This window comes from Pseudonocardia sp. CA-107938 (genome assembly GCF_050936315.1).
In the GTDB taxonomy this organism is placed as follows: Bacteria; Actinomycetota; Actinomycetes; order Mycobacteriales; family Pseudonocardiaceae; genus Pseudonocardia.
In genome coordinates, this window is sequence record NZ_JBNJNA010000001.1 from 2,522,319 (window position 1) to 2,547,631 (window position 25,313).

Consider the following 25,313-nt stretch of genomic DNA (forward strand, 5'->3'; position numbering starts at 1 on the left):
GTTAAGCTTAACCGGGTGGTTGAGCGTCGACAAGGAGCAGCGCGCGGGCGGAACGGATCAACCAGGCCTGGTACCGCTCGTGCGACCAGCCGAGGTCGTCGCGGAACTGCACGTAGACCTCGGGCGAGCCGACCGTCCACAGGCTCTCACTCGCTTCGGTGACGTCGAGGTCGGGGTGCAGCGCGCCGGACCGTGCGACGGCCTCGACGACCCGGGTGAAGTCGGCTAGCCGGCGGCGGCCGGCCTCCGCCATGAGCGCGCGCAGCTCCGGTTCACCCGCTCGGGCGGCGATGAAGAGCGCGCCGATCAGCGGGCCGATGCGCTCCAGGATCCGGCAGGACGCCCTGCAGAACTCCGCGAGGATCTCCGCGCCGCTCTCGGCCTGCAGCATCCCGCCGAAGTCGGCGCGCTCGATGAGCGGGACCGGCGCGTCGTCGCCGACCACGGCCTGGTCGAGGATCTGCCCGACGAGCTCGATCTTGCTGCCGAAGCCCTTGTAGACGGTCTCGACCGACACTCCGGCGGCCCGGGCGATCGCGGCCATCGTGGCGCCGCCGTAGCCCTTCTCGACCAGCACCTCCTGGCCGGCGCGCAGTACGGCGGCGCGGTTGGCGGCGGCACGGGCCGCGCGGCCCGCGTTGTCGTACCGCCTCTTGACGGCCTTGTCCGACATTCCTTACAGTCTCCCTGTCTTCGATACAGGCCAACTGTGTCGAAATTTAGCAGAGGAGCACCCGATGACGACGACCCTCTCGTCCACCGAGGTCGCGGTCGCATCGATCAAGGCCATGGAGAGCCTCGACCCGGAGCGCCACCGGTCCGTGACCCACCCCGAGGCCGTCAACCGGGAGGCCGCGAACGAGCCGCTCGACTGCCGCGTCCCGGGCCCGGACGGCTTCCTCGCCACGGCGAAGTGGCTGCACGGGTTCGCCTCCGACATCAACTGGGAGGTCGAGAACGCGATCGCCGAGGGCGATCTCGTCGCCGTGCAGACCACGATGCGGGGGACGCAGAGCGGCCCGTTCACCGTCCACGGCCCCGACGGCTCGGTCGTGGCCGCGATGCCGAGCCAGGGGCGCGGCTTCGTCACGCGCCAGACGCACTGGTTCCGCGTGCGGGACGGGCTGGTCGTCGAGCACTGGGCGGACCGCGACGACCTCGGCATGGGCACGCAGCTGGGCTGGTTCGGACCGCCGGCCTGAGGCTCAGGGCGCGCCGACCACCAGCGGGACCCCGGGCCGGTAGGCCAGGTGCAGGTGACTCGGCGCGTCGAGGACGGTGAAGTCGGCCCGCTTGCCCGGCGCGAGCACGCCGATGTCGGTGCGCCGCAGGGCCTGCGCACCGCCCGCGGTGGCCGCCCAGAGCGCCTCGGCCACCGTCATGCCCATCTCGCGGACCGCCAACGCGATCATGAACGGCATCGACGACGAGTAGCAGGTGCCCGGGTTGCAGTCCGTGGCGAGCGCGACGGTGACGCCGGCGTCGATCAGCCGCCGCGCGTCGGGGTAGGGCGAGCGGGTGGAGAACTCGACGCCCGGCAGCAGCGTGGCGACGGTGTCGCCGCCGGCCAGCGCGTCGACGTCGGACGGGGCCAGGTACGTGCAGTGGTCCACGCTCGCCGCACCCAGCTCGACGGCCAGCGTGACCCCGGGACCGTGGCCGAGCTGGTTGCCGTGCACCCGCAGCTCCAGACCGGCAGCGCGGCCGGCGGTCAGCACGGTGCGGGCCTCGTCGCCGTCGAAGGCGTGCTTGCTGGCGGGCTCGCAGAACACGTCGATCCAGCGGGCGTGCGGCGCGCACGCGGCCAGCATGTCGCCCGTCACCAGCTCGACGTAGTCGGCGCGATCGATGCCCGGCGGCACCACGTGCGCGCCGAGGAACGTAGTCTCCGGCGTGACCTCGACGGCGATGGCCAGCGCGCGGGCCTCGTCGACGACGGACAGCCCGTAGCCGCTCTTGATCTCGACGGTGGTGGTGCCCTGCGCGCGCATCTCGGCCACCCGGGCCGTCACGAGCGCGCGCAGCTCGGCGTCCGTCGCCGCGCGGGTGGCGGCCATCGTCGACGCGATGCCGCCGCCGTCGTAGGGCCGGCCGGCCATCCGCGCCGCGAACTCGGCGCTGCGGTCGCCGGCGAACACGAGGTGCGCGTGCGAGTCGACGAACCCGGGCACGACCGCGCGCTCGCCGAGGAACACCCGTTCGTCCGCGGCCGGAGCCGCCGATGCCGGCCCCACCCAGAGGATCATGTCCTCGGCCGTCACGAACGCGGCGTCGGTGAGCACGCCCAGCTCAGGATCGTGGGTGACGAGCTCGGCGATGCCGGTGTACAGAACTGTCACGGTGTGGTCTTCCGGGAGTAGACGAGGAACCCGGTCTCGGTGGCGACCTTGTCGTAGAGCGCGCGGGCCGTCGCGTTGGTGTGGTGGGTGTGCCAGTAGAGCCGGGTCGCGCCGGCGGTGTGGGCGGCCTCCGCGACGCCCTCGATGAGCGCGCGCCCGACGCCGCGTCCGCGTTCCTGCTCGGAGGTGAGCAGGTCCTGCAGGTAGCAGATCGGCTCGATCGATGTCGTGCTCGCGTGGAACAGGTAGTGCGCGATGCCCAGGATCTGCGCCTCGCGGTCGGCGACCAGCGCGTGGACGGGTTCGGCGGGATCGAGGAACCGCGCCCACGTCGACTCGCTGATCTCGCGGGGCAGCGCGGTGGGCCCGCTGCGGCCGTAGAAGGCGTTGTAGGCGTCCCAGAGCGGCAGCCACTGGTCGAAGTCGCCTGCCGCGACCGGTCGGATGATCACGCGGTCACCGTAGCGATCGCGTCGGCGAGCAGTTGCCCGACCGAACCCAGCCGATGCCGACCGGCCTCGACCACGACGGACCCGTCGACGACCACGGTGTCGACGTCGGCAGCCGTCGCCGCGAAGACGATCTGCGCGGGGTCGGCGCCGGCCGTGCGCGGGGTGTCGGTGCGGACGGCGACCAGATCGGCCGGGGCCCCCGGTTCGAGCCGACCGGCCTCGGGGCGGCCGAGGGCCGCATGCGCGTGCAGCGCGGCGTGCAGCTGTGGCGGGGTGAAGCGCCCGCGCTCGTTGGTCTGCAGGCGTTCGTGCAGCTCCAGCGCGCGGGCCTCTTCGAGGAGGTCGATGACTGCGTGCTGGTCGCTGCCCAGCGACAGCGGCACCCCGGCGTCGTGGAGGGCGCGGGCCGGGCCGATGCCGTCGGCGAGGTCGCGCTCGGTGGTGGGACAGAAGCAGGCCCCGGTGCCGGAGCTGCCCAGCGCAGCGATGTCTCCGCTGGTCAGGTGGGTCGCATGGACGGCGGTGGTGGAGGGGCCGAGCACGCCCTCCGTGGCCAGCAGCGCGGTCGGCGTCATGCCGTACGCGGCGCGGCAGGCGTCGTTCTCGGCCGGCTGTTCGGAGAGGTGGACGTGCAGCGGCCGGCCCGCGGCGGCCGCGGCCACGGTCTTGAGGGCGTGCCGGGGGACCGCGCGCACCGAGTGCACGGCGACACCGTCGGCCGGGCCGTGCGCGACCCGCGCCGCCCACGCGTCCACGTCGCCGTCCGAGAACCGAAGCTGGGGCTCGCCCAGGGGCTGGTCGATGCCGCCGGCCAGGTAGCAGGTGTCGAGGAGGGTCAGCCGGATGCCGGCGTCGGCCGCGGCCTGCCTGAGCGCGTGGTCCATCGCGTACGGGTCGGCGTAGGGCCGCCCGCCGGGCGCGTGGTGCACGTAGTGGAACTCGCCCACGGCCGTGACCCCGGCCAGCGCCATCTCCGCGTACGTGGCGCGGGCGAGTGCCAGGTAGGAGTCCGGGTCGAGGCGCGCGGCAACGGCGTACATGTGCTCGCGCCACGTCCAGAACGTGCCGCCGTCGCCGTGGGTGCGGCCGCGCAGGGCGCGGTGGAAGGCGTGCGAGTGGGCATTGGCGAATCCGGGGAGGGCGACGCCGGGCAGCACGGTGCCGGAGCGGGGCGCGCCGGGCTCGACGGAGGTGAACACGCCGCTGTCGACGGTGAAGGCGACGTCGGACGCGATCCCGGAGGGCAGCAGCGCGTGGGCGGCCCAGTAGCTCTGGCTCACGACGCCAGCTCCTCGACCACCTTGGCCAGCGCCGTCACGCCGGCCAGGCAGTCCTGCTCCTCCGCCCACTCCGCGGGGGAGTGCGAGACGCCGGTCGGGTTGCGCACGAACAGCATCGCCGTGGGCACGCCGGCCGCGGCGAGGATGCCGGCGTCGTGGCCGGCGCCCGTCGCGAGCACGGGGGCGTCGTCGAGCAGCGTGGCGAGCCGACCCGTCAGCGAACCGTCGAACGGGGTCAGCCCGGTCCACGACTCCTCCGTGACCCGCCCGCCGTGCTCCTGCGCGATCGCCCGCAGATCCTCGACGACGGCGCGGACGCGCTCCTCGTCGGCGCCGCGGGCGTCCAGCCAGCCCGTGACCAGCGACGGGATCGCGTTGACCCCGTTGGGCTCGACGCGCACCTTCCCGCACGTCGCGACGGCGTCGTGCTTCGCGGCAGCCGCACGTGCCGCCAGCACGAGCTGCGCGTAGCCGAGCATCGGGTCGCGCCGGTCCTCCAGCCGGGTCGTCCCGGCGTGGTTGGCCTCGCCGGGCAGGTCGAAGCGCCAGCGCCCGTGCGGCCAGATCCCCGAGCCGACGGCGACGGCCCGGTCGAGATCGGCCAGGCCGCGCCCCTGCTCGACGTGCAGTTCCACGAACGCGCCGACCCGGGCGAGCATCTCGGGGTCGGGTCCGATGTCGACCAACTCGCCCATGGCGATCCCGTCGGCGTCGGTGAGCGCCTTCGCGCGCTCGGCAGGAAGAGCCCCGGTCAGCACCCGCGACCCCGCGCAGGCGACGCCGAACCGGGCGCCCTCCTCGTCCCCGAAGTTCGTGACGGCGACGGGTCGCGCCGGCGTGAACCCGGCGGCCCGCAGCGCGTCGACCGCCGCGAACGACGAGACCACCCCGAGGGGTCCGTCGAACGCGCCGCCGTCGGGCACGGAGTCGAGGTGCGAGCCGATCACGATCCCCGGCTCGTCGCCGGCGCCCCACCACGCCCACTGGTTGCCGGCGCGGTCGGTCACGAGATCCAGCCCGCGCGCCGCCGCTTCGCCGGCGAACCACTCGCGCAGCGTGTGGTCCTCCCGGGTCAGCGCGAACCGCCGGTACCCGCCCGACGGCGCCCGCCCGATCGGCGCGAGGTCCGCCCACATCGACGCGAACGTCATACGGGCACCACCGCCCTGCGGCGGGCCAGCGGGTAGTAGATCGCGGCGGTCACCGCCAGGCCGACCAGCCATGACAGGTCCGCTCCGCCGAGAGCGGCGGCGAACGGCCCGGTGTAGAGCGTCTGCGCCATGAACGGGATCTGCACCGCGATCCCGATCCCGTACGTGACCAGCGCGAGCGCGTTCCAGCGCCCGTAGCGGCCGTCCGGGTCGTACAGCGCGGGCACGTCCACCCGCTCCTTCGAGACCAGGTAGTAGTCGATCAGGTTGATCGCGCTCCACGGCGTGAACACCAGCAGCAACGCGAGCACGAAGTTCTTGAACGACGTGAGGAAGTCGCTCGACGCCAGCAGCGCGATCAGCACCGACACCAGCACGAACCCGCCGATGAACACCGCGCGCGTGGCCCGCGACACCGAGTCGCGCCCCGACGCCGACGTGACCGTCGTCAGCAGCGACATGAACCCGCCGTACGCGTTCAGGCAGTTCACGGTGAGCTTGCCGACCACGATCACCAGGTAGATCGCGAACGCCAGCACCCCGCCCCCGGCGAGCGCGCCGAGGAACCCGACCTGGCTCTTCAGGAACGTCGACGCCGGCACGGCCGCCACCAGCGCGCCCAGCGTCATCGACCACTGCGAGCCGATGACGCTGCCGGCGAGCGTCGCGCCGAACGTGGTGCGTTCGGGGGTGTCGCGCGGCAGGTAGCGCGAGTAGTCGGCGACGTACGGGCCGTACGTGAGCTGCCAGCCTGCGCCCAGCGAGATCGCCAGCACGAACGTCGCGGCGTCGAACGGCTTCTGCAGCAGCAGCGACCCCAGCCCGTACTGCGCCAGCAGCTGGATCAGCAGCCAGGTGAACCCGAGGATCCCGACGACGGTCGCGATGCGGCCCATGGCGTGGATCCACCGGTACCCGACCACCGCGACCACCGCGGTGAGCAGCCCGAACACCACGATCCCGACCACCGGCGCGTCGATGCCGAACGCGGCGTTGATCGCCTGCCCGGCCAGCACCGTGCCCGTCGCGGCGAAGCCCAGGTAGAGCAGCACGACGAGCACGAGCGGCACGATCGCGCCGTACACGCCGAACTGGGCGCGGCTGGAGATCATCTGCGGCAGGCCCAGCCGCGGCCCCTGGGCCGCGTGCAGCGCCATGACAATGCCGCCGGCCAGGTTGCCGATCAGCAGGCCGACGATCGCCCACAGCGCGTCCGCCCCGAAGACGACCGCCAGCGCGCCGTCGACGACGGCCGTGATCTGCATGTTCGCCCCGAACCACAGCGTGAACTGGCTGCGTGGGGAGCCGTGCCGCTCCGCGTCGGGGACGACGTCGATGGAGCGCCGTTCGATTGTGAACCGTTCAGCCATCAGCTCTCCTGCATGGGCACGCGGATGCCCTGCTCGCGTGCAGTGTCGGCGGCGATGTCGTACCCGGCGTCCACGTGCCGGATCACGCCCATGCCGGGGTCGTTGGTGAGCACCCGTTCCAGCTTCTGCGCGGCGAGCTCGGTGCCGTCGGCGAGGCTGACCTGGCCGGCGTGCAGCGAGCGGCCGATGCCGACGCCGCCGCCGTGGTGGATCGACACCCACGTCGCACCGGACGCGGTGTTGACCATGGCGTTGAGCAGCGGCCAGTCGGCGATGGCGTCGGAGCCGTCGGCCATGGCCTCGGTCTCGCGGTACGGGGAGGCGACCGAGCCGGTGTCGAGGTGGTCGCGCCCGATCACGATCGGCGCGGACAGCCGCCCGTCGGCGACCATCTCGTTGAACAGCAGGCCGGCCTTGTCGCGCTCGCCCTGGCCCAGCCAGCAGATCCGGGCCGGCAGGCCCTGGTAGGCGACCTTCTCGCCGGCGGCCTTGATCCACCGGTGCAGCCGCTCGTTGTCCGGGAACAGGTCGAGCACGGCGCGGTCGGTGGCCGCGATGTCGGCCGGGTCGCCGGAGAGTGCCGCCCAGCGGAACGGGCCCTTGCCCTCGCAGAACAGCGGCCGGATGTAGGCCGGGACGAAGCCGGGGAACGCGAACGCGCGCTCGTAGCCGCCCTGGCGGGCCTCGTCGCGCAGCGAGTTGCCGTAGTCGAAGACCTCGGCGCCGCCGTCCTGGAACTGCACCATGGCCTCGACGTGCTTGGCCATCGACGCGCGTGCCCTGTCGGTGAACTCCTCGGGCTTCTTCTCCGCGTAGTCGGACCAGTCGTCGAGGTCGATGCCCTCGGGCAGGTAGGAGAGGGGGTCGTGGGCCGAGGTCTGGTCGGTGACGATGTCGACCTCGACGCCGCGGCGCAGCAGCTCCGGCAGCACGGTGGCGCAGTTGCCGACCAGGCCGACCGACAGCGGCCGGCGCTGCTTCTTGGCCTCCTCGCAGCGGACGATCGCGTCGTCCAGGTCGTCGGCCAGCTCGTCGAGGTAGCGGTGGTCGACGCGGCGCTGCAGCCGCGAGCGGTCCACGTCGATCACGAGGCAGACGCCCTCGTTCAACGTGACGGCGAGCGGCTGCGCGCCGCCCATGCCGCCGCACCCGCCCGTCACGGTCAGGGTGCCGGCGAGCGTTCCGTTGAAGCGCTTGTCGGCGACGGCGGCGAACGTCTCGTAGGTGCCCTGCAGGATGCCCTGGGTGCCGATGTAGATCCACGAACCGGCGGTCATCTGGCCGTACATGGTGAGGCCGAGCTTCTCCAGCCGGCGGAACTCCGGCCAGGTGGCCCAGTCGCCGACCAGGTTCGAGTTCGCGATGAGCACGCGCGGCGCCCACTCGTGCGTGCGCATGACGCCGACCGGACGGCCCGACTGGACGAGCATCGTCTCGTCGTCGCGCAGGGTGGTGAGGGTGCGGACCATGGCGTCGAACGAGCGCCAGTCGCGGGCCGCGCGGCCGGTGCCGCCGTAGACGACGAGGTCGTCGGGGCGCTCGGCGACCTCGGGATCGAGGTTGTTCTGCAGCATCCGCAGCGGGGCCTCGGTCTGCCACGAGCCGGCGGTGAGCGTGGTGCCGCGCGGTGCGCGGACGGGTCGGGCGCCTTCCATTACTGCAGTCCTCCTGTGACGGATTCGGCCGCGGTCAGGACCGCGCCGGAAGCGACGGCGGCGACGGCCGCCTCGATGTCGGGGGCCAGGAACCGGTCGGGTCCCGGCCCGGGAACGGTGGCGCGCAGGGCGTCGCGCACCGCTCCGGTGGCGGCGGCCGGCTGGAGCGGCCGCCGCAGGTCGATGCCGCGTGCGGCGGTGAGCAGCTCGATGGCGAGCACGCGACGCAGCCCGTCGACGGCGCGCCGCAGCTTGCGTGCCGCCGACCAGCCCATCGACACGTGGTCCTCCTGCATCGCGCTCGACGGGATCGAGTCGACGGACGCCGGGCTGGCCAGCCGCTTCAGCTCCGAGACGATCCCGGCCTGCGTGTACTGCGCGATCATGTGGCCGGAGTCGACGCCCGGGTCGTCGGCGAGGAACGCCGGCAGGCCGTGGCTGCGCGACTGGTCGAGGAACCGGTCGGTGCGCCGCTCCGAGATCGACGCCAGGTCGGCGACGGCGATCGCGAGGAAGTCCAGCACGTACCCGACGGGCGCGCCGTGGAAGTTGCCGTTCGACTGCACCCGCCCGTCGATCGTGACGACCGGGTTGTCGACGGCCGCGGCCAGCTCGCGGTCGGCGACGGTCTCGGCGTGCGCGAGCGTGTCGCGCACCGCACCGTGCACCTGCGGGGCGCAGCGCAGCGAGTAGGCGTCCTGCACGCGGGTGCAGTCCGGGGTGCGGTGGCTCGCCATGATCGCCGAGCCGGCCAGCAGTGCGCGCAGGTTGGCCGCGCTCGCCGCCTGGCCGGGGTGCGGGCGCAGGGCCTGCAGGTCGGCCGCGAACACCGCGTCGGTGCCCAGCAGCGCTTCGACGCTCATCGCTGCCGCGACGTCGGCCACCCGGACAAGTCGCTGCAGGTCGGCGCAGGCCAGCACCAGCATGCCGAGCATGCCGTCGGTGCCGTTGATCAGCGCCAGACCCTCCTTCTCGGCCAGCGTCACCGGCGCGATCCCGGCCTCCGACAGCACGTCCGCCGCCGGGCGGATCGCACCCTCCGCGTCACGCACGTCGCCTTCGCCCATCGCGGCCAGCGCCACGTGCGCCAGCGGCGCGAGGTCACCCGAGCAGCCCAGCGAGCCGTACTCGCCGACGATCGGGGTGATCCCCGCCGACAGCATCGCCGCGTACGTCCGCGCGGTCTCCGGGCGGACGCCCGTGCGCCCCGTTGCCAGGGTGGACAAGCGCAGCAGCATCAACGCCCGCACCACCTCGCGCTCCACCTCGGGCCCGGACCCGGCCGCGTGCGAGCGCACCAGGCTGCGCTGCAGCTGCGCCCGCCGCTCGACCGGGATGTGCCGCGTGGCCAGCGCGCCGAACCCCGTCGACACGCCGTAGTGCGGCTCGACGTCGTCGGCGAGCTCCTCGACGACCTTGCGGGTCGCCGCGATCTCCGCCAGCGCGTCGGGCGACAGGATCACCGTCGCACCGTCCCGCGCCACCGCCACGACGTCCGAAGGGGATACCGGACCCAGGCCGACCTCCACAGGATGCATCCGTACAGCCAACTCCCGCGCGCCCCCGGATTCCATGGGTGCCGCAGGATCGGTGTCCGGTATCCCGGACAGTCTCGTCCGCCCGGAGGGGAATCCGCTTCTCCCGAGCAGGAGGTGGAGCCATGATCGCGGCATGCCCACCGTGCTCATCCACGGCGCGCTCGTGACCGCGTTCCGCATCCCCGCCGAGGACAAGCACGTCCGCCTCGTGGTGCACGAACCGCACCGGTTCGCGTGCTCGCCGAAGCGGACGCAGCCCGAGGACTGGGGGATCCGCGGCGGCCAGGCCGCCTCCGACGTCGACCTCGGGTTCGACGTGCGCGTCTGACCGGTCAGTCGGTCGCGGCGCGGGCCACCGACACCAGATCGGTGAGGCCGCGGGCCTCCGCCTGCTCGGCGAGCCGCTCCACCAGCTCCGGACGGGCGGCGGCGATGCGGGCGACGGCGGCGGCGAGCCCGGCGCGGGCGGCGGGCGGGATGGTGGCGGCCAGGTCGATGAGGGGTGGCCACAGCTGCGCGCGTTCCACCTCGTCGGTGAACCGTTCCTGCAGCTCTGCCGGCATCGCGACGGTGACCGCCATGAGCCAGGCACGCTGCTCGGCGTCGAGCCGGGCGGCGATCGCGAGCAGGCGCGGGACGAGGTTCGCCGCCTCGGCTGCCCGGAACAGCCGCACGAGCTTCTCCCCTCCGATCGCGTTCGCGGCGGCGACGACGTCGTCGACGTCGATCGTCGCGATCATCGGCAGGAGCGTGCGGGCGAGGTCGTGCCGCTCGGCGTCCTCGAAGATCCGGGTGAGTACCTCGGGATCGGCGAGCGCGTCGAGGCTCAGGAGCCGCGCCTGCTTGTCCGGGCTCATCCGGATGACGACGGGCAGGATCCCCGGCCACAGGTCCTGGTCCTGGCTGCGGTGCAGCAGCCGGGTCAGCTGCTCGTCGTCCTGGTCGGCGACCATGTCGCCGAGGGTGCGCTGGGTCTGCGCGTCCACCTGCGCCATGAGCGCGACGACGGTCGCCCACAGGTCCTTCGCCTCGTCCTGCGCGAGCTCGACGATGCGGCGCTGCCGCTGCGTGGAGAGCATGCGCACCAAGGTCGGGATCCGCTCCCTGGCCTCGATGAACAGGCCGATGCGCAGGAGGTCCTCCTCGTCGGTGAGGGCCGCGAGCACCTCGCGGATCGCGCGGTCGGAGAGGTAGCCGACGAACAGGCCCATCGCGATGTGCTCGCCCCGGCGCACCAGCTCCAGCGCGACCGCCCTGACCACCGCCACCGGCATGCCGTGCAGGATCGGTCCGACGGCTCGCGGATCGAGCTCCAGCGTGACGTCGGCGAGCAGGCCCGTGTTCATCCGCTGCGCGATCTCGATGGCCCGGTCGGTGGGCATCTCGCCGGCGATGCGGGCCAGGAAGACCGGCGCGAACGCCTTCTCGGCCACCGCGGTCACGACCCGGGTGGGTAGCAGCTTCGTCGCGGCGGCGATCCGGCGGAACCGCGCGCGCTCACCGTTGAACAGGTGCTCGTGCGCGGCCTCGCGCAGCCGGCGGATGTCGGCTGCCGGGACCTCGGTGAGGAACAGCAGGTGCTCGGGGTTGCGGTCGAGCACGCGGGCCAGCTTGAGGATCTCCGCACGGACCTCCAGCGAGGTCATCGCAGGCCGACCGCCGCTTTGACGGTGCTGCGCAGTACGGGTGGCAGGTGCTGCAGCGACTCGTCCACGGCGCGCTGCAGCGCCTCGCGCTGGCGCGCTGCCGTCGCCTCCACCGCGACGACGAGCATGTCGAGCTGCGCAGGGGCGAGGACCGCGAACGCCGCGAACTCCTCGGCCGGTCGGCCCAACATCTCGGCGAGGCGGCGCTGCGGGACGTCTGCGGCCATGCCGGGATCATGCCATGCAGAGCGGTTCTGCAGGCGGAGTCGACAACTCTGCCGGCAGTCGCCCAACCGCCGGATCCGCCCTGGTCGAACGGCTATGCTCAGGCCGTCGTATCAGGCGGGGCCGATGCGACTCTTCCTGTCGGACGCGCGGCACTCATGGTGGAGGGGTGGGTGCCGCGCCGTCCGCGTAGGTTCGGCGCCGTGAAGGCACCCGCTGCGCACGAGGTGCTCGCGATCCTCGCGCACCTGGCCCGGCAGGCCGGCCCCGTCCCCGCCGCGGCGATCGCCCGTGACCTGCAGCTTCCCCGCTCCACCACCTACGAGCTGCTCGCCGCGCTGGAGACGGCAGGGTTCGTCGTCCACCTCGTCGACGAGCGCCGCTACTGCCTCGGCGTCGCCGCGCACGAGCTCGGCACCGGCTACGCCCGGCAGGCGCCGCTGCAGCGGATCGCACGGGTGCCCGTCGCGCGGCTGGCCGACCGCACCGGCGCCACCGCGCACATGGCCGTGCTGCACGGTCGCGAGGTCATCTACGTGATCGAGGAGCGGGCGCCGGGGCGCCCTCCGCTGGTGACCGACGTGGGGGTGCGGCTGCCCGCCCAGCTCACCGCGAGCGGCCGCGCGATGCTCGCCGCGATGCCGCCCGCGCAGGTCGCGGCCCTCTTCCCGGATGCGTCGACGTTCGTGCAGCGCCACGAGGCCGGGCCGCGCTCACTGTCCGCGCTGCGCAGGCTGCTCGTGGAGACGCGGCGGGCCGGCCGGGCCGTCGAGGAGAACGAGGTGACGCCCGGCTACGCGTCCGTCGCCGCGGCGGTGCTCGACCACGCCAAGCACCCGGTGGCGAGCGTCGCCGTCACCTTCCCCGTCGAGGAGATGCCCGAGTGCCCGGCCCGGGCCGAGGAGGTCGAGCGGACGGCGCGGGCGCTGGCGGCGCGGCTGGGCGGGCCGCGCTGAACGTCAGCCGGCGTACGGCGGATCGCCCGCGCGGCGGTACTCCGAGAGCACGATCCGCCCGTCGAGCACCGAGTGCCCGACCAGTTCCAGGCCGGAATCGCCGACGCCGGCGAAGACGGGCTCCACGCCGGTCTCGCCGACGATCAGCGGGAACACCATGAGCCGCAGCCGGTCGACGTGCCCGGCGTCGAGCAGCTGCCGCACCAGCGACAGGCTGCCGATCGTGCGCAGGTCGGCGTCGCTGTCCGCCTTGAGCTTCGGGATCGCGTCGCGGGCGTCGTCGGCGACCAGCGTCGCGCCCGGCCACGTGACGGCGGAGAGGGTGCGCGAGAAGACGACGGTGCGGGCCTGCACCATCCGCCGGTAGCCGTCGTCGCGCGCCTCCTCGGGCAGCGTCTCGAAGGCTTCGTAGGTCCGCCTGCCCATGATCTGGCACTGCGGGCGGGCCGCCTCCTCGTCGATCCAGCGCTGGAGGTCCGGGCCGAGGTAGCCGAAGTAGCCGGGTGAGCGGGTGCCGCGGCCGTGGCCGTCGACGCTGAGGAAGACATCGCAGAGGAGTTGGGTCGTCACTTGCAATAGTGAAGCGTGCTTCTCTCGGTGCAGTCAAGTGCTAGGCTCGAAGTGTGCGATCCCGCGAATACGGCCAGTTCTGCGGCCTGGCCCGGGCCGCCGAGGTGCTCGGGCAGCGGTGGGCCCTGCTGATCCTGCGGGACCTGCTGGTCCGGCCTCGGCGCTACTCCGACCTGCTCGCCGGCCTGCCCGGCATCCCCACGAACATGCTCGCCACCCGGCTCAAGGAGTTCGAGCAGGACGGGCTCGTCGTCCGTGAGGCGCGCAGGGGCGCCGACCGCGCGATCGTCTACCGCGCCACCGAGCGGGCCGAGGCGTTGGCGCCCGCCTTCGCCGCGCTCGCCCGCTGGGGCGCCGCCGACATGCGCGAACCCCGACCCGGCGAGGTGTTCACCGAGGCGGCGCTGGTGTCGGCGCTGCGGTCGGGGGTCGGCGCGGGTCCCACCCCGCCGCGCACGTACCAGGTCGTCGTGGGCGACGCGATCGCGCACGCCGTCGCAGGCGAGCACGGGGTCGACGTGCGGCCCGGCAGCCATCCCGCACCAGACCTGACGATCAACGCCGGGCTCGGTTTCCGCGACGTGCTCGCGCACCGCATCGCGCCCGACGCGGCGGTCGCCGAAGGTGCCGTGGAGCTGACGGGCGACCGCGCGGCGTTCGCCGACTTCGTCGCGACCTTCCACGTGCCGCTCAGCTAACGGCGGCGGTGCTCCCGCGGCAGCCGGCCGTCCACCAGCAGGATGCCTTCGGCGCGCAACCGCGCGCTCTGCTCGACGGCGATGTGCGGGGCGCAGGTGCCGTTGGCGCGCAGCACGCGGTGCCACGGGACGTCGTGGCCGTCCTCGGCGAGGATGCGGCCCACCAGTCGGGACCGGCCGGGGATCCCGGCCCGGTCGGCGACCTCCCCGTAGGTCGAGGTCTCGCCGGGTGGGATGGCCAGCACGACCGCCCGCACCCGTTCGACGGTCTCCTCGTCCATACCCGCCATCAGCGCGCCAGGAACGGCCCGACCGCTGCCGCGACGTCGGCCGTGCGTTCCAGGTAGACCATGTGCCCGGCGTCGACCTCGACGACGGTGAGCGCGTCGCCGATCGCTCCGCGGCAGGCGTCCAGCCAGTCGGGCGAGACGTAGTCGGCCTGCTTCGCCGGCACGATCAGGGTGGGGATGCCGGGCGGCGGCACGACGGCGGGTCGGGCCATCTCGCTCCACGCGGTGACGACGGCCGAGCGGCAGTAGCGGTAGCGCAGCCGCCCGTCCTCCTCGTAGAGGTGGGCGTCGAGCTCGGCGTCGACCAGCTCGTCCGGCACGCCTCCGCCCCAGCGCTCGACGCGGTCGGCGCGCGCGGCCGCCCGGTCGGGGTAGGTCTCGTCGGGACGGGTGGTCTCCGCGGCCTCCAGCATGTCGTCGGGGTTGAGGCCCAGCGCCGGGTCGAGCAGCACCAGCCGGTCGACCCGGTGCGGCGCCGCCCATGCCAGGTGCAGCGCGATCGCGCCGCCGTAGGAGTGCCCGATCACCGGAACCCGCTCCAGGCCGAGCGCGTCGAGCACGGCCAGCGCGTCGGCGACGTGCTGCTCGATGCTCCACGGCGGTGTCCACGGCGAGTAGCCGTGGCCGCGCAGGTCGACGGCGTTCCAGCGGACCCCGGGGACGGCGTCGGCGAGCACCTTCCAGCGCTCCGCGTGCCCGGTGACCCCGTGCAGTGCGAGGACGGGCCTGCCGTCGCCGAAGGAGCGGACGTTCAGTGGTTCCGGCACGCCGCGATGGTGCCACGAACGTTCCTGTCGGTGTCCCGTGGTCGAATCCTCCCGTGCCCCGCACCGATCGCCCCCCACCCGGGCCGGCCGCCCTCGCGCCCGGCCTGGTGCGGCGTGCCCGGCCGGTCGTGGCCGAGCCGGAGTGGGACGCGTCGGCGCTGCGGGTGATCGAGCACGCGCAGGGCCCGCTGCGGGTGCTGGGCGGGCCGGGCACGGGCAAGACCACCGTGCTGCTGGCCGCGGTCGCGCGGCGGCTGCGGGCGGGCGACGACCCGACGCGCACGCTCGTGCTGGTCGGGAGCCGGCGGGCGGCCGCCGAGCTGCGGGAACGGCTCGGCGAGCTGGTGCACGGCGAGTCCAGCCCCGGAATCAGCACAGCCGAGCGCACGTCGCGCGAGCCGCTGGTGCGCACCGTCCACTCGTACGCGTTCGGGGTGCTGCGGCTGCATGCCGCGCGCAACTCCGATCCGCCGCCACGGCTGCTCGCGAGCGCCGAGCAGGACGCCGTGGTGCGCGACCTGCTGGCCGGCGAGGTCGAGGCGGTGGTGCCGCACTCGGGTTGGCCGGAGCGGCTGCTGCCGGCCCTGCCGCTCCCCGGGTTCGCCGCGGAGCTGCGCGAGTTGCTGCTGCGGGCCGGCGAGCGCGGTCTCGGCCCCGAGGAGCTGGCCGAGCTGGGGGAGCGGTTCGACGTCGACTCCTGGCGGGCTGCCGGTCGCTTCTACCGCACGTACGAGCAGGTCACCTTGCTGCGCGGGGCCGCAGGGCGGGGCGCGCCGCAGGCCACCGCGCCCGCGCTCGACGCCGCCGAGCTGGTGGCCGCCGCGCTCGACGCGCTGGCCGCCGACCCCGAGCTGCTCACGGCGGAGCGGCAGCGGGTGCGCCATCTGGTCGTCGACGATGCGCAGGACCTCGACCCGCAGCAGATGGAGCTGGTGCGGGTGCTCGGCGCCACCGCCACCACGGTGCTGCTGGCGGGCGATCCGGACCAGGCCGTGCTGACGTTCCGGGGCGCCGATCCCGAGGGCATGCGCGCGCTGGAGGCGCCCACCGTGGTGCTGGGTGTCGACCACCGGGGTGGGGCGGCCGTGCGCACCGCGTGCGCGCGACTCGCTTCCCGGCTGCCCGGTGCGGGCGAGGGCCGGCTGCGGATGCCGCCACCGCACCTCGACGTGCCCGACGGCGCGGTCTCCGTCCGGGTGTTCACGTCGGCCGCGCAGGAGGCCGGGTGGGTGGCCGACCAGCTGCGTCGCGCGCACCTCGTCGACGGGGTGCCGTGGTCGGAGATGGCGGTGCTCTCGCGGTCGGCGCGCCGCTCGCTGCCGACACTGCGCCGCGCACTGCTGGCCGCGGGGGTGCCCATCGCGGCGCCGCCCGACGAGCTGCCGCTGGCCCGTCAACCCGCGGTCGTGCCGCTGCTGATGGTGCTGCGCTTCGCCACTCGTCCGCAGGAGATCGACGCCGACGCGGCCACCGCCTTGCTCACCTCGCCGCTCGGCTCGGCCGATCCGATGCGGATGCGCCGGCTGCGGCGCGGATTGCTGCGCCTGCACGCGGGGCTCGGGGAAGGCGGCACCGAGCCCTTCCCCGAAACGGAAGGTGCGGAGCGGCTCACCTCCGATCCGCTGCTGGTCCAGGCGCTGCGCGCGGCCGTCGCCGGCCGGCCCGACCCGCTGGCCGCGCTGCCGAAGAGCGACACCGCGCCGCTGCGCCGGGTCGGCACGCTGCTCGCGATCGCGGGCGAGGCCGCGCGCGACGGCGAGAGCCCGGAGGAGGTGTTGTGGCGGGTCTGGCAGGCGTGCGGGCTCGCGCAGCGCTGGAGCGACGCCAGCGCCCGCGGCGGGCCCGTCGGCGCGGCCGCCGACCGCGACCTCGACGCCGTGCTGGCCCTCTTCGACGCCGCCGCCCGGCACACCGACCGGCTGCCCGGCTCCGACCTGGCCGGGTTCACCGAGTACCTCGCCGACCAGGGCCTGCCCAGCACCACGCTGGCGCCGGGCGCCCCGCAGGGGGAAGCCGTCGCGCTGCTCACCGCGCACGCCGCTCGCGGGCGGGAGTGGACGGTCGTCGCGGTGCCCGGTGTGCAGGAGGGCACCTGGCCCGACCTGCGGCTGCGCGGCAGCCTGCTGGGCAACGAGCGGCTCGTCGACGCGGTGGCGGGCGTGGCCGATCCCGACTCGCCCGCCGTGTCCCGGATCGCGCCGGTGCTGGCCGAGGAGCGGCGGCTGTTCTACGTCGCCTGCTCGCGGGCGCGGCACACGTTGCTGGTCAGCGGCGTGCAGGGGGAGGACGAGCAGCCGTCCCGCTTCCTCGACGAGCTCGACCCGCTACCCGCCGGCCAGGGCGAGCGGGTGGCCACGCGGCCGGGTCGCTCGCTGGTGCTGCCGGAGCTGGTAGGAGAGCTGCGGCGGGCGGTGTGCGACCCGTCGGCCCCGCCCGAGCGGCAGGCGCGCGCGGCCGCGGCGCTGGCCCGGCTCGCCGACGCCGGGGTGCCCGGCGCCCACCCCGACGACTGGTACGGGGTCCCCCCGGTGTCGAGCACGGCCCCGCTGCACGAGCCCGGCTCGGTCACGCCCGTGTCACCGTCGGACGTGGAGATGATCCTGCGCTGCCCGCTGCGGTGGGTGCTGCTGCGGCACGGCGGCGGCGACGTGGGCGCGCTGGCCGCGGTCACCGGCTCGCTGGTGCACGCGCTGGTGCAGGCCAGCGCGGCCGGTGCCGCCGATTCAGAGCTGGAGGGGGCGCTGGCTTCGGCGTGGGCGCGGCTCGACGCGGGTGCGCCGTGGTACTCCCGCCGCGAGCTGGCGAGGGTGCGCGGCATGCTGGCGGCGTTCGACGGCTGGGTGCGCAGCAGCCGCGCCGAGGGCTTGCGGCTGGTCGCGGTTGAGCACCCGGTGCAGGTCGAGCTGACCCCGCAGGTGGGGCCGCGGCTGCGGTTGCGCGGGCGGGTCGACCGGCTGGAGGTCGACCCGAGCGGCCGGCCCGTCGTCATCGACGTGAAGACGGGCAAGACGGCGCTGTCGAAGCAGGCCGCGGCCGAGCACCCGCAGCTGGCGGTGTACCAGCTCGCGGCCGCGCTGGGCGCGTTCCGCGAGGTGCTCGACCAGGAGAGCCCGCCGGGTGGCGCCCGGCTGGTCTACGTCGCCGACCAGAAGGCGAGCGGGGAGGCCAAGGAGCCGGTCCAGCCGGCACTGGACGCCGACGAGCTCGCCCGCTGGGAGCAGATCGTGCTGCAGTGCGGCGTGGAGACGTCGGGGGAGCAGTTCATCGCGCGCGTGGGGCCCGACTGCGATCGCTGCCCGGTGCGCACGAGCTGCCCGGTCAACGAGTCGGGCCGGGCCGTCCCGGAGCCGTGAGACGGCGGGAGCCCGCCTCCCTTGCGGGAAGCGGGCTCCTGTCGAGCTGCGGAACTGCGGTCAGATGGCCCGCACGTTCTGCGCCTGGGGGCCCTTCTGGCCCTGACCGATCTCGAACTCGACGCGCTGGCCCTCGTCGAGGCTGCGGAAACCGCTGCTGTCGATCGAGGAGTAGTGGACGAAGACGTCGGCGCCGCCGCCGTCCTGGGCGATGAAGCCGAAGCCCTTCTCGCCGTTGAACCACTTGACCGTGCCCTGTGCCATGTCTGCTCCTGCAGGCCTTGGGCGGCCGCACTGCGCAGCCGCCCGGCCGAACACGGACGGTGCGACAGCGTTCGACGTCCCTGTGACGCCGTGCCCGCACCCTCCGCTGTTCCCGCGACCCGTGCAGAACACGAACAACCGAAACTCGAACGACCTAGGTCACCACGATACGCGGTCCGGTGGATCTTCGCTGCCCAGCCACTCCCGCAGCGTCGCGTAGACGGCGTCGTGGTGGAGCAGATCGCGGTGCGAGAGACCCCCGACGGCGCGGGAGTCGCCGGGCGTGACGGAGGTCAGGGCACTGGACGGGAGCACGAGCAGGTCGCCGAACGCCCGCCCGAGCAGGCTCGCAGGTGTGCGGCTGAGGGTGGCCGCGAGGTCGTGGTGGCGAACCGTCGGGGGGACGGGAGCGTCGCCGATGCCCGTCCGCAGGTCCTTGATGCCGGCGCTGCGCAGGTCGAGCAGGGCGCCGACCGGCCGGCTGACGTCGAACCGGGTGAACAGCAGGGCCGCACCGTGCGCGGCGCGCTCGACCGGTGAGCCGCGGTGCGGGGTACCCAGGCAGACGAGGTGGCGCACCCTGGACGCCCAGCTTCCGGTGGCCTGCTGGAGCGCGGACCTGGCCACGAGACCGCCCATCGAGTGGCCGACGAGGTCGATCCGCGCGACCGGCACCGGCCAGGCGTCGACGAGCCGACCGAGCAGCTCGGCGAGCTCCGCGCCGCTGCGCGTGATCGGCTGCCCGCTGTTGTAGCGCACGCGCACGCAGGTCGCGCCGGTGTCCGCGGCGAGGCGGGCGCCGAAGTCGTCCGCGTCCGGTGCCGGGCGCCACCATTCCTCCGTCTCGATCAACCCGTGGACCAGCACGACGAGCCGGCCGGTGGCCGCGGGGTGGTGCCGCGCGAGCGTCGCGGCGTCGACGGCGATCCCGGCGCCGTCGAGGCGGACGGCCATGGGTCCGGCCAGCCCGGGGAAGCGCACGGCGTCGAGGTGGCTGCCGAACGCGCCGTCGACCAGGCCGGCGAGGCGGCGCCCGCGCGCCGAGCCCGTCCAGGGTCGGGAGTCGCGGCCGTCCAGCACGGCCGCCGCGCCGGCGCCGACGGCGGCGATGCCCAGCCGGACGCAGCCGTACACGAGCGTCGTCGCGGTGTGCTGGACCCGGCGAACCGGCCGCGGCAGCAGCCGCAGCACGGGATGGTGGCGGGCGATGGCGGCGTGGGTGTCCTGCACGGTGGCGGCCAGCACCCCCGCGGCCCCGGCCACCAGACGGGCGGACGAGCCGGCCTCACTCGCGCTGCGCACACTCCCATGGTGAGGCACGACGGTGCGCCTCCGCCGATGACGCACCGTCACTGGGGTAGAACGGGCCGGTGGAGCTGACCCCCCACGTGCTGGCGCATGCGCTGGGCCTGCCGCCGCCGACCGACGAGCAGGCCGCGGTGATCGCTGCGCCCGCCCGTCCGGCGCTGGTCGTCGCGGGGGCGGGGGCCGGCAAGACGGAGACGATGGCCGCGCGTGTGGTCTGGCTGGTGGCGACGGGTGCCGTGCGCCCGGAGCAGGTTCTGGGCCTGACGTTCACCCGCAAGGCGGCGCAGCAGCTCGGTGCGCGGGTGCGGGCGCGGCTGCGCCGCCTGGCCGGCTCGCGCCTGCTCGACGACCTGGACCCCTCGGGTGCCCGCAAGGCCGAGCTGCTCGCCGGCGAGCCCACGATCTCCACCTACCACGCGTACGCCGGCCGCCTCGTCGGCGAGCACGCGCTGCGGCTGCCGGCCGAACCGGCGGCGCGGCTGCTGTCGCAGACGGCGTCGTGGCAGCTCGCGCACCGCGTCGTCACGAGCTGGGGCGACGACCTGGACCTCGACATCGTGCCGGCCACCGTCACCGAGCGCCTGCTCGCGCTGGCGGGCGAGCTGGGCGAGCACCTCGTCGATCCCGAGGCTGTCCACCGCCACGCCGAGCGCATGATCGACCAGCTGGCGAACGCGCCGCGCGCGAAGGGGCAGCGGGCCGAGCCGTCGCAGAAGTACCAGCGCTGGATCGACATGCAGCGCCAGCGCGCGGTGCTGCTGCCGCTGGTGGAGGCGTTCACGGCGCGCAAGCGGGCCGAGCGCGCCGTCGACTTCGCCGACCAGCTCGCGATCGCCGCCCGCGTCGCCGACGCGCATCCCGAGGTGGGCGCGACGGAACGGGCGACGTTCCGCGCCGTGCTGCTCGACGAGTACCAGGACACGGGCTACGCCCAGCGCGTGCTGCTGCGCGCCCTGTTCGGCACCCGTCCCGGCGACGACGTGCGACCGGACGGGCCCGCCGTCACCGCGGTGGGCGACCCCTGCCAGTCGATCTACGGCTGGCGCGGCGCGAGCGCCGGCAACCTGGTGCGCTTCCGCACCGACTTCCCCGTCGCGGACGGGGTGCCGGCCGACGCGTACGGCCTGCTCACGAGCTTCCGCAACCCGGAGGCGGTGCTCGACCTGGCCAACGCGATCTCGGCGCCGCTGCGCGCGGCCCCGGACGCCGCCACCGCCGATCTGGCCGTGGGGGAGCTGCGGGCGGGCCGGGAGCTGCCCGACGCCGACGTGCGCGTGGCCCTGCTGCCCGACGTCGCGAGCGAGATCGCGTGGCTGGCCGACGGCATCGCGGGGCACTGGCACACCGCGGAGGCGACCGGCGCGCCGCCGCCCACGTCGGCGGTGCTGGTGCGCCGGCGCGCCGACATGGACGGGATCGCGACCGCGCTGCGGGCGCGCGGGCTGCCCGTCGAGGTCGTGGGGCTGGGCGGGTTGCTGGACACGCCGGAGGTGCGCGACCTGGTCAGCGCGCTGCGGCTGGTGGCCGACCCGCTGGCCGGGCCGGCCGCGGCTCGGTTGCTCACCGGGGCGCGGTGGCGGCTCGGCGTCGCCGACCTGGCCGCGCTGTGGGCGCGGGCGCGCGACCTCGTGCCGAGCCTGCCCGCCCGTCGCGGCCCGCTCACCCCGGAGGAGCTGGCGCTCGGCGCGCTGCCCGGCGAGCAGGCGGAGCAGGCCGGGCTCGTCGACGCGCTGGACGACCCCGGTCCTGCGGAGGCCTACACCGAGGCCGGGTACGCCCGGATCACCCGGCTGGCCAGGGAGCTGACGTGGCTGCGGTCACGGGCCGCGGCCCCGCTCACCGACATCGTCGCCGACGCCGAGCGGATGCTGCTGCTCGACGCCGAGACCGCGGCCCGTCCGGGGCCGGTGGGGCGGGCGCACCTGGACGCGTTCGCCGACGTCGTCGCCGAGTTCGCGGCCGGCGCGGAGGTGGCGACGCTGCCGGCGCTGCTGGACTACCTCGACACCGCCGAACACGCCGAGGACGGGCTGACCCCGGGCGAGGTGGAGGTCGCCACCGACCGCGTGCAGGTGCTCACCGTGCACGCCGCGAAGGGCCTGGAGTGGGAGGTCGTCGCGGTGCCGCACCTGGTGTCGGGGGTGTTCCCGGGCCGGCGGATCAGCGGCACCTGGCTCACCAACCCCGCCGAGCTGCCGCCCGCCCTGCGCGGCGACCTCGCCGACCTGCCGGCGCTCGACCTGCCCGACGGCGGCGACCGCAAGGAGATGGAGGCGGCCGTCACCGCGCACGACGCGGCGCTGGACGAGCGCCGCAAGACCGAGGAGCGCCGGCTCGCGTACGTGGCCCTGACCAGGGCGGAACGGGTGCTGCTGTGCTCGGGGCACCGGTGGCCGGCGACGGGGGACCGGCCGCGGCAGCCGTCGGAGTTCCTCACCGAGCTGGCGGCCGTGCACACCCCGGAGCAGTGGGCGCCCGAACCCGCTGACGGCGAGGTCAACCCCGCCACCGTCGACCCGCCGACGGGCGTGTGGCCGGCGGACCCCCTGGGTGCGCGCTCCCCGGAGGTGCACGCCGGCGCGGACCGCGTCAGGGCAGCGCTGCGGGCGCTGGACGAGGCCCGCTTCGAGGACGCCGACCCCGGAACGCAGCTGGGCCTGCTCGGTGCCCCCGGGGACGCGACGAGAACGACGTTGTCGCGAAATCGAATCGATTCAGATCACGACAACGTCGTTCTCGACGAAGATGCGGACCCCGAGGGCTGGGCCGCCGACGTCGAGGTGCTGCTCGCCGAGCGCGCCGCTGCGCGGGCCCGGCCCACCGTCGCGCTGCCGTCGCAGCTGTCGGTGAGCCAGCTCGTCGACCTCGCCGCCGACCCGGCCGGCCTCGCCGCGCGACTGCGGCGGCCCGTGCCGCTGCCGCCCAACCCGCACGCTCGCCGCGGCACCGCGTTCCACGCCTGGCTGGAGCAGCGCTTCGGCGCCGCCCAGCTCCTCGACCTCGACGAGCTCCCGGGCGCCGCCGACTCCGGTGCCGCGTCCGACGACGCGCTCGAAGACCTGCAGGACGCCTACCTCGCCTCGGTGTGGGCGGAGCGCCGACCCATCGAGTACGAGGTGCCGTTCGAGACCGTCGTTGCCGGGATCGGCGTGCGCGGGCGGATGGACGCGGTGTTCGCCGATCCGGACGGCGGGTTCACGGTCGTCGACTGGAAGACCGGTGCGCTGCCCGACGAGGCGAGCGTGCCGGCGCTGGCCGTCCAGCTGGCCGCGTACCGCCTGGCCTGGGCGGCGCTCGCCGACTGCCCGCCGGAACGGGTGCGGGCGGCGTTCCACTTCGTCCGCCACAACCTGACGCTGCGCCCTGCCGACCTGCTCGACGCCGACGGCCTGCGCACGCTGCTGGAGTCCGTGCCGGCGGGCTGAAACCGGTTGCCGCGGCGGCCAGGATGCGATCATGGAGATCCGCACGCACAACCCCGACGACGGCGTCTACGCGACGGGCGGCGACTGGGTGCACGCCGTCGAGGTCCGCGAGCCGCAGCGCATCGTCTACCTCAGCGGGACGATGGGGCTCGCCGCCGACAGCACGCCCGGTGCGGATCTCGCGGCTCAGCTGGAGCTGGTCTGGTCGAACATCCGGCGGATCCTCGCCGCGGCCGACCTGACCGTCGACGACATCGTGCGGGTCACCAGCTACCTGCGCGATCCCGCCTACGCCGCCGAGAACGCCGCCGCCCGGGTCAAGGCGCTGGGCGGACGGGCCGTGGCCACGACGGCGATCGTCGCGCAGACCCTCGCCGAGGACTGGCTCGTCGAGATCGAGGTGATCGCGGCGGCCTGATCCACAGCAGTTCAGAGCAGGTCGGCGAGCTTCGCGATCGTGTTCCAGTTGCGCGTGGTGACCTCGACGCCGAGGTGCTTGCTCGCCCACCCGTGCATGTCCGGGCTCTCCAGCAGTCCGTCCGGGCACCACTGGTAGATGACGCGGTCGCCTACCTGCGCGTGACCGGGGTCGAACTCCGCCGGATCGTGCTCGGCCAGCAGCGCCGGGTCGGGGGCGACGAGCAGCAGGTGCGCCATCATCCGCGAGCCGCCCTTCTCCACGGCCGCCATCTCGGCCGCGTACGGGTTCCCGGCGGCCACGGCACGCAGGTGGTCTGCTGTCACGACGAGGACGCGCGCACTGACCCCGGTCCGCGCGACGAGCGCCTCCTCGATCCGTGCGGCCTGCGCGAGGGGGTCGTCCTCCGGGCCGGTCGCGACGGCGTTGCCGCTGTTCAGATGCGTTTTCACGGCGGTGTAGCCGAGCTCCTCGAGCAGCGCGCGCAGGTCGGCCATCGCCACCCGCTTGGCGGTGCCCACGTTGATGCCGCGGATCAGGATCGCGTAGCGCGCCATGGCGCGACGCTACGCGGTGAAGAGCCGGTCGAGCAGGCGGACCGATGAGTTCCGCGGCCCGCCATGGTCAACACGGCATGCAGCTCACCGTGCACACCTTCCTCTCCCTCGACGGCGTCATGCAGGCCCCCGGCGCCCCGGACGAGGACCGCAGCAACGGCTTCGACCAGGGCGGCTGGGTCGGCCCCTACGCCGACGCCGAGTTCGGCGCCATCGTCAGCGGCTGGTTCACCCACGCCGACGAGTTCCTGCTCGGCCGCTCCACACACGACGACATGCAGTCCTACTGGTCGACGGTCACCGATCCCGACGACGCGATCGCCGCTGCCCTCAACGGCCTGCCCAAGCACGTCCCGTCCAGCACGATCACGTCGTCGACCTGGGCGAACACCAGCATCATCACCGGAGACGTCGTCGCCGCCGTCCGCGAGCTCAAGGCGCGGTCCGGGCGGGAGCTGCAGGTGCACGGCAGCTGGCAGCTCGTGCGCACCCTGCACGACGCCGGCCTCGTCGACACCTACCGGTTGGTGACGTTCCCGGTCGTGCTCGGCGCGGGCAAGCGACTGTTCGCCGAGGGCGCGGCACCCGTCGGGTTCCGGGTCGTCGACACCGCCGTCACGTCCGGCGGCCTCATCCACCAGGTGCTGGAGCCGCGGCGCGACTGACCCGCCGCGCCCACAGCACCAGCGGCAGCTGCAGGGGCAGCCGGCCGTACGCGATCGCGCGTTCGGCGGGGGAGCGGTCCGACCAGTCGACCGCCATCTTCACGTTCGCCGGCAGCACCGCCACGAACAGGGCGGCTGCGGCAAGCCCGCCCACCCGTCGGGTGCGCGGCAGCGCCACCGCCGCCGCGACGGCCAGCTCGGCGACGCCCGACAGCTGCGTCCACAGCCGCGGCGTCCCGGGGAGCACCTCGGGCACCAGCCGGTCGTACAACGCCGGCACTGCGAAGTGCGAGGCGCCCGCCGCGGCGAGGAACACGGCGAGCGCGCGTGCCGAACGAGGGGTGCGGGAGCTCACGCGGGTGATCGTTGCACGGGCGTCGCGCTGG

The 25,313-nt window shown here is 74.4% G+C and carries 25 protein-coding genes; 8 read left to right on the plus strand and 17 right to left on the minus strand.

Annotation, left to right across the window (positions count from 1 at the left end):
- Positions 1-7 precede the first annotated feature (7 nt).
- Positions 8-673, minus strand: coding sequence for a TetR/AcrR family transcriptional regulator (locus ACQEVB_RS12785; RefSeq protein WP_432969484.1), 666 nt, complete (start codon positions 671-673; stop codon positions 8-10).
- A 64-nt stretch (positions 674-737) separates the two neighbouring features.
- Between ACQEVB_RS12785 and ACQEVB_RS12790 the strand changes: the two genes are divergently transcribed.
- Entirely contained in the window at positions 738-1,202 is a 465-nt protein-coding gene (locus ACQEVB_RS12790) for an ester cyclase (protein ID WP_432969487.1), read from the plus strand.
- Positions 1,203-1,205: 3 nt separating this feature from the next.
- On the opposite strand, the gene hutI is transcribed toward ACQEVB_RS12790, so the two are convergent.
- Genes hutI through hutH form a run of 7 tightly spaced genes read right to left on the minus strand, consistent with a single transcriptional unit; the run spans position 1,206 to position 9,785 of the window.
- Positions 1,206-2,339, minus strand: a complete 1,134-nt coding sequence (hutI, locus tag ACQEVB_RS12795; RefSeq protein ID WP_432969490.1) for an imidazolonepropionase — start codon at positions 2,337-2,339, stop codon at positions 1,206-1,208.
- Positions 2,336-2,791: an N-acetyltransferase family protein gene (locus ACQEVB_RS12800; RefSeq protein WP_432969493.1), complete on the minus strand. Its 456-nt coding sequence runs from the start codon at positions 2,789-2,791 to the stop codon at positions 2,336-2,338. Before ACQEVB_RS12800 ends, hutI begins: the two co-directional genes overlap by 4 nt.
- Positions 2,788-4,071 carry a formimidoylglutamate deiminase gene (locus ACQEVB_RS12805; RefSeq protein WP_432969496.1) on the minus strand — a complete coding sequence of 428 codons (1,284 nt, stop codon included), beginning with the start codon at positions 4,069-4,071 and terminating at the stop codon, positions 2,788-2,790. Before ACQEVB_RS12805 ends, ACQEVB_RS12800 begins: the two co-directional genes overlap by 4 nt.
- Positions 4,068-5,222 (minus strand): allantoate amidohydrolase, encoded by a 1,155-nt coding sequence (locus tag ACQEVB_RS12810; RefSeq protein ID WP_432969499.1) that lies wholly within the window; start codon positions 5,220-5,222, stop codon positions 4,068-4,070. The genes ACQEVB_RS12805 and ACQEVB_RS12810 overlap by 4 nt, the downstream gene beginning before the upstream one ends.
- Complete coding sequence (locus ACQEVB_RS12815) at positions 5,219-6,592, minus strand: purine-cytosine permease family protein (protein WP_432969502.1); 1,374 nt, start codon at positions 6,590-6,592, stop codon at positions 5,219-5,221. The genes ACQEVB_RS12810 and ACQEVB_RS12815 overlap by 4 nt, the downstream gene beginning before the upstream one ends.
- Positions 6,592-8,247 (minus strand): urocanate hydratase, encoded by a 1,656-nt coding sequence (gene hutU / locus ACQEVB_RS12820; RefSeq protein WP_432969505.1) that lies wholly within the window; start codon positions 8,245-8,247, stop codon positions 6,592-6,594. Before hutU ends, ACQEVB_RS12815 begins: the two co-directional genes overlap by 1 nt.
- Positions 8,247-9,785, minus strand: a complete 1,539-nt coding sequence (gene hutH / locus ACQEVB_RS12825; protein WP_432969508.1) for a histidine ammonia-lyase — start codon at positions 9,783-9,785, stop codon at positions 8,247-8,249. The genes hutU and hutH overlap by 1 nt, the downstream gene beginning before the upstream one ends.
- A 133-nt stretch (positions 9,786-9,918) precedes the next feature.
- Between hutH and ACQEVB_RS12830 the strand changes: the two genes are divergently transcribed.
- A complete protein-coding gene (locus tag ACQEVB_RS12830; protein ID WP_432969511.1) occupies positions 9,919-10,113 on the plus strand; it encodes a hypothetical protein in 195 nt (64 codons plus the stop codon).
- Positions 10,114-10,117: 4 nt separating this feature from the next.
- Here ACQEVB_RS12830 and ACQEVB_RS12835 read toward each other — a convergent pair whose 3' ends face one another.
- Together ACQEVB_RS12835 and ACQEVB_RS12840 are read right to left on the minus strand one after the other, a co-directional pair.
- Positions 10,118-11,431: a hypothetical protein gene (locus tag ACQEVB_RS12835; protein ID WP_432969514.1), complete on the minus strand. Its 1,314-nt coding sequence runs from the start codon at positions 11,429-11,431 to the stop codon at positions 10,118-10,120.
- Positions 11,428-11,658 (minus strand): hypothetical protein, encoded by a 231-nt coding sequence (locus tag ACQEVB_RS12840; RefSeq protein WP_432969517.1) that lies wholly within the window; start codon positions 11,656-11,658, stop codon positions 11,428-11,430. The genes ACQEVB_RS12835 and ACQEVB_RS12840 overlap by 4 nt, the downstream gene beginning before the upstream one ends.
- A gap of 156 nt (positions 11,659-11,814) precedes the next feature.
- Between ACQEVB_RS12840 and ACQEVB_RS12845 the strand changes: the two genes are divergently transcribed.
- The gene (locus ACQEVB_RS12845) at positions 11,815-12,612 is read left to right on the plus strand and encodes an IclR family transcriptional regulator (RefSeq protein WP_432969520.1); all 798 of its coding nucleotides are present in this window, start codon (positions 11,815-11,817) and stop codon (positions 12,610-12,612) included.
- 3 nt (positions 12,613-12,615) lie between these two features.
- Here the strand turns inward: ACQEVB_RS12845 and ACQEVB_RS12850 are convergent, their stop codons facing one another.
- A complete protein-coding gene (locus ACQEVB_RS12850) occupies positions 12,616-13,182 on the minus strand; it encodes a dihydrofolate reductase family protein (protein ID WP_432969523.1) in 567 nt (188 codons plus the stop codon).
- Positions 13,183-13,235: 53 nt separating this feature from the next.
- Between ACQEVB_RS12850 and ACQEVB_RS12855 the strand changes: the two genes are divergently transcribed.
- The gene (locus ACQEVB_RS12855; protein ID WP_432969526.1) at positions 13,236-13,880 is read left to right on the plus strand and encodes a winged helix-turn-helix transcriptional regulator; all 645 of its coding nucleotides are present in this window, start codon (positions 13,236-13,238) and stop codon (positions 13,878-13,880) included.
- On the opposite strand, the gene ACQEVB_RS12860 is transcribed toward ACQEVB_RS12855, so the two are convergent.
- Both ACQEVB_RS12860 and ACQEVB_RS12865 read right to left on the minus strand, forming a co-directional pair.
- On the minus strand, positions 13,877-14,161 hold the full coding sequence (locus tag ACQEVB_RS12860) for an MGMT family protein (protein WP_432969529.1): 285 nt from the start codon (positions 14,159-14,161) through the stop codon (positions 13,877-13,879). The two genes, ACQEVB_RS12855 and ACQEVB_RS12860, sit on opposite strands and share 4 nt — an antisense overlap.
- 8 nt (positions 14,162-14,169) lie before the next feature.
- Positions 14,170-14,937, minus strand: coding sequence for an alpha/beta fold hydrolase (locus ACQEVB_RS12865; protein ID WP_432969532.1), 768 nt, complete (start codon positions 14,935-14,937; stop codon positions 14,170-14,172).
- Between the two features lie 53 nt (positions 14,938-14,990).
- On the opposite strand from ACQEVB_RS12865, the gene ACQEVB_RS12870 reads away from it, so the two are divergent.
- Complete coding sequence (locus ACQEVB_RS12870) at positions 14,991-18,290, plus strand: ATP-dependent helicase (protein WP_432969535.1); 3,300 nt, start codon at positions 14,991-14,993, stop codon at positions 18,288-18,290.
- A gap of 60 nt (positions 18,291-18,350) precedes the next feature.
- Here the strand turns inward: ACQEVB_RS12870 and ACQEVB_RS12875 are convergent, their stop codons facing one another.
- Together ACQEVB_RS12875 and ACQEVB_RS12880 are read right to left on the minus strand one after the other, a co-directional pair.
- Complete coding sequence (locus ACQEVB_RS12875) at positions 18,351-18,554, minus strand: cold-shock protein (RefSeq protein ID WP_432969538.1); 204 nt, start codon at positions 18,552-18,554, stop codon at positions 18,351-18,353.
- Between the two features lie 159 nt (positions 18,555-18,713).
- A complete protein-coding gene (locus ACQEVB_RS12880) occupies positions 18,714-19,856 on the minus strand; it encodes an esterase/lipase family protein (RefSeq protein WP_432969541.1) in 1,143 nt (380 codons plus the stop codon).
- A 68-nt stretch (positions 19,857-19,924) separates the two neighbouring features.
- On the opposite strand from ACQEVB_RS12880, the gene ACQEVB_RS12885 reads away from it, so the two are divergent.
- On the plus strand, positions 19,925-23,287 hold the full coding sequence (locus ACQEVB_RS12885) for an ATP-dependent helicase (protein ID WP_432969544.1): 3,363 nt from the start codon (positions 19,925-19,927) through the stop codon (positions 23,285-23,287).
- A 31-nt stretch (positions 23,288-23,318) separates the two neighbouring features.
- Positions 23,319-23,705 carry a RidA family protein gene (locus ACQEVB_RS12890; protein WP_432969547.1) on the plus strand — a complete coding sequence of 129 codons (387 nt, stop codon included), beginning with the start codon at positions 23,319-23,321 and terminating at the stop codon, positions 23,703-23,705.
- A gap of 11 nt (positions 23,706-23,716) precedes the next feature.
- On the opposite strand, the gene ACQEVB_RS12895 is transcribed toward ACQEVB_RS12890, so the two are convergent.
- A complete protein-coding gene (locus ACQEVB_RS12895) occupies positions 23,717-24,262 on the minus strand; it encodes a DUF1697 domain-containing protein (protein WP_432969550.1) in 546 nt (181 codons plus the stop codon).
- Between the two features lie 77 nt (positions 24,263-24,339).
- On the opposite strand from ACQEVB_RS12895, the gene ACQEVB_RS12900 reads away from it, so the two are divergent.
- A complete protein-coding gene (locus ACQEVB_RS12900; protein ID WP_432969553.1) occupies positions 24,340-24,927 on the plus strand; it encodes a dihydrofolate reductase family protein in 588 nt (195 codons plus the stop codon).
- Here ACQEVB_RS12900 and ACQEVB_RS12905 read toward each other — a convergent pair.
- The gene (locus tag ACQEVB_RS12905; RefSeq protein ID WP_432969556.1) at positions 24,893-25,282 is read right to left on the minus strand and encodes a DoxX family protein; all 390 of its coding nucleotides are present in this window, start codon (positions 25,280-25,282) and stop codon (positions 24,893-24,895) included. The genes ACQEVB_RS12900 and ACQEVB_RS12905 overlap by 35 nt on opposite strands.
- Positions 25,283-25,313: the final 31 nt, after the last annotated feature.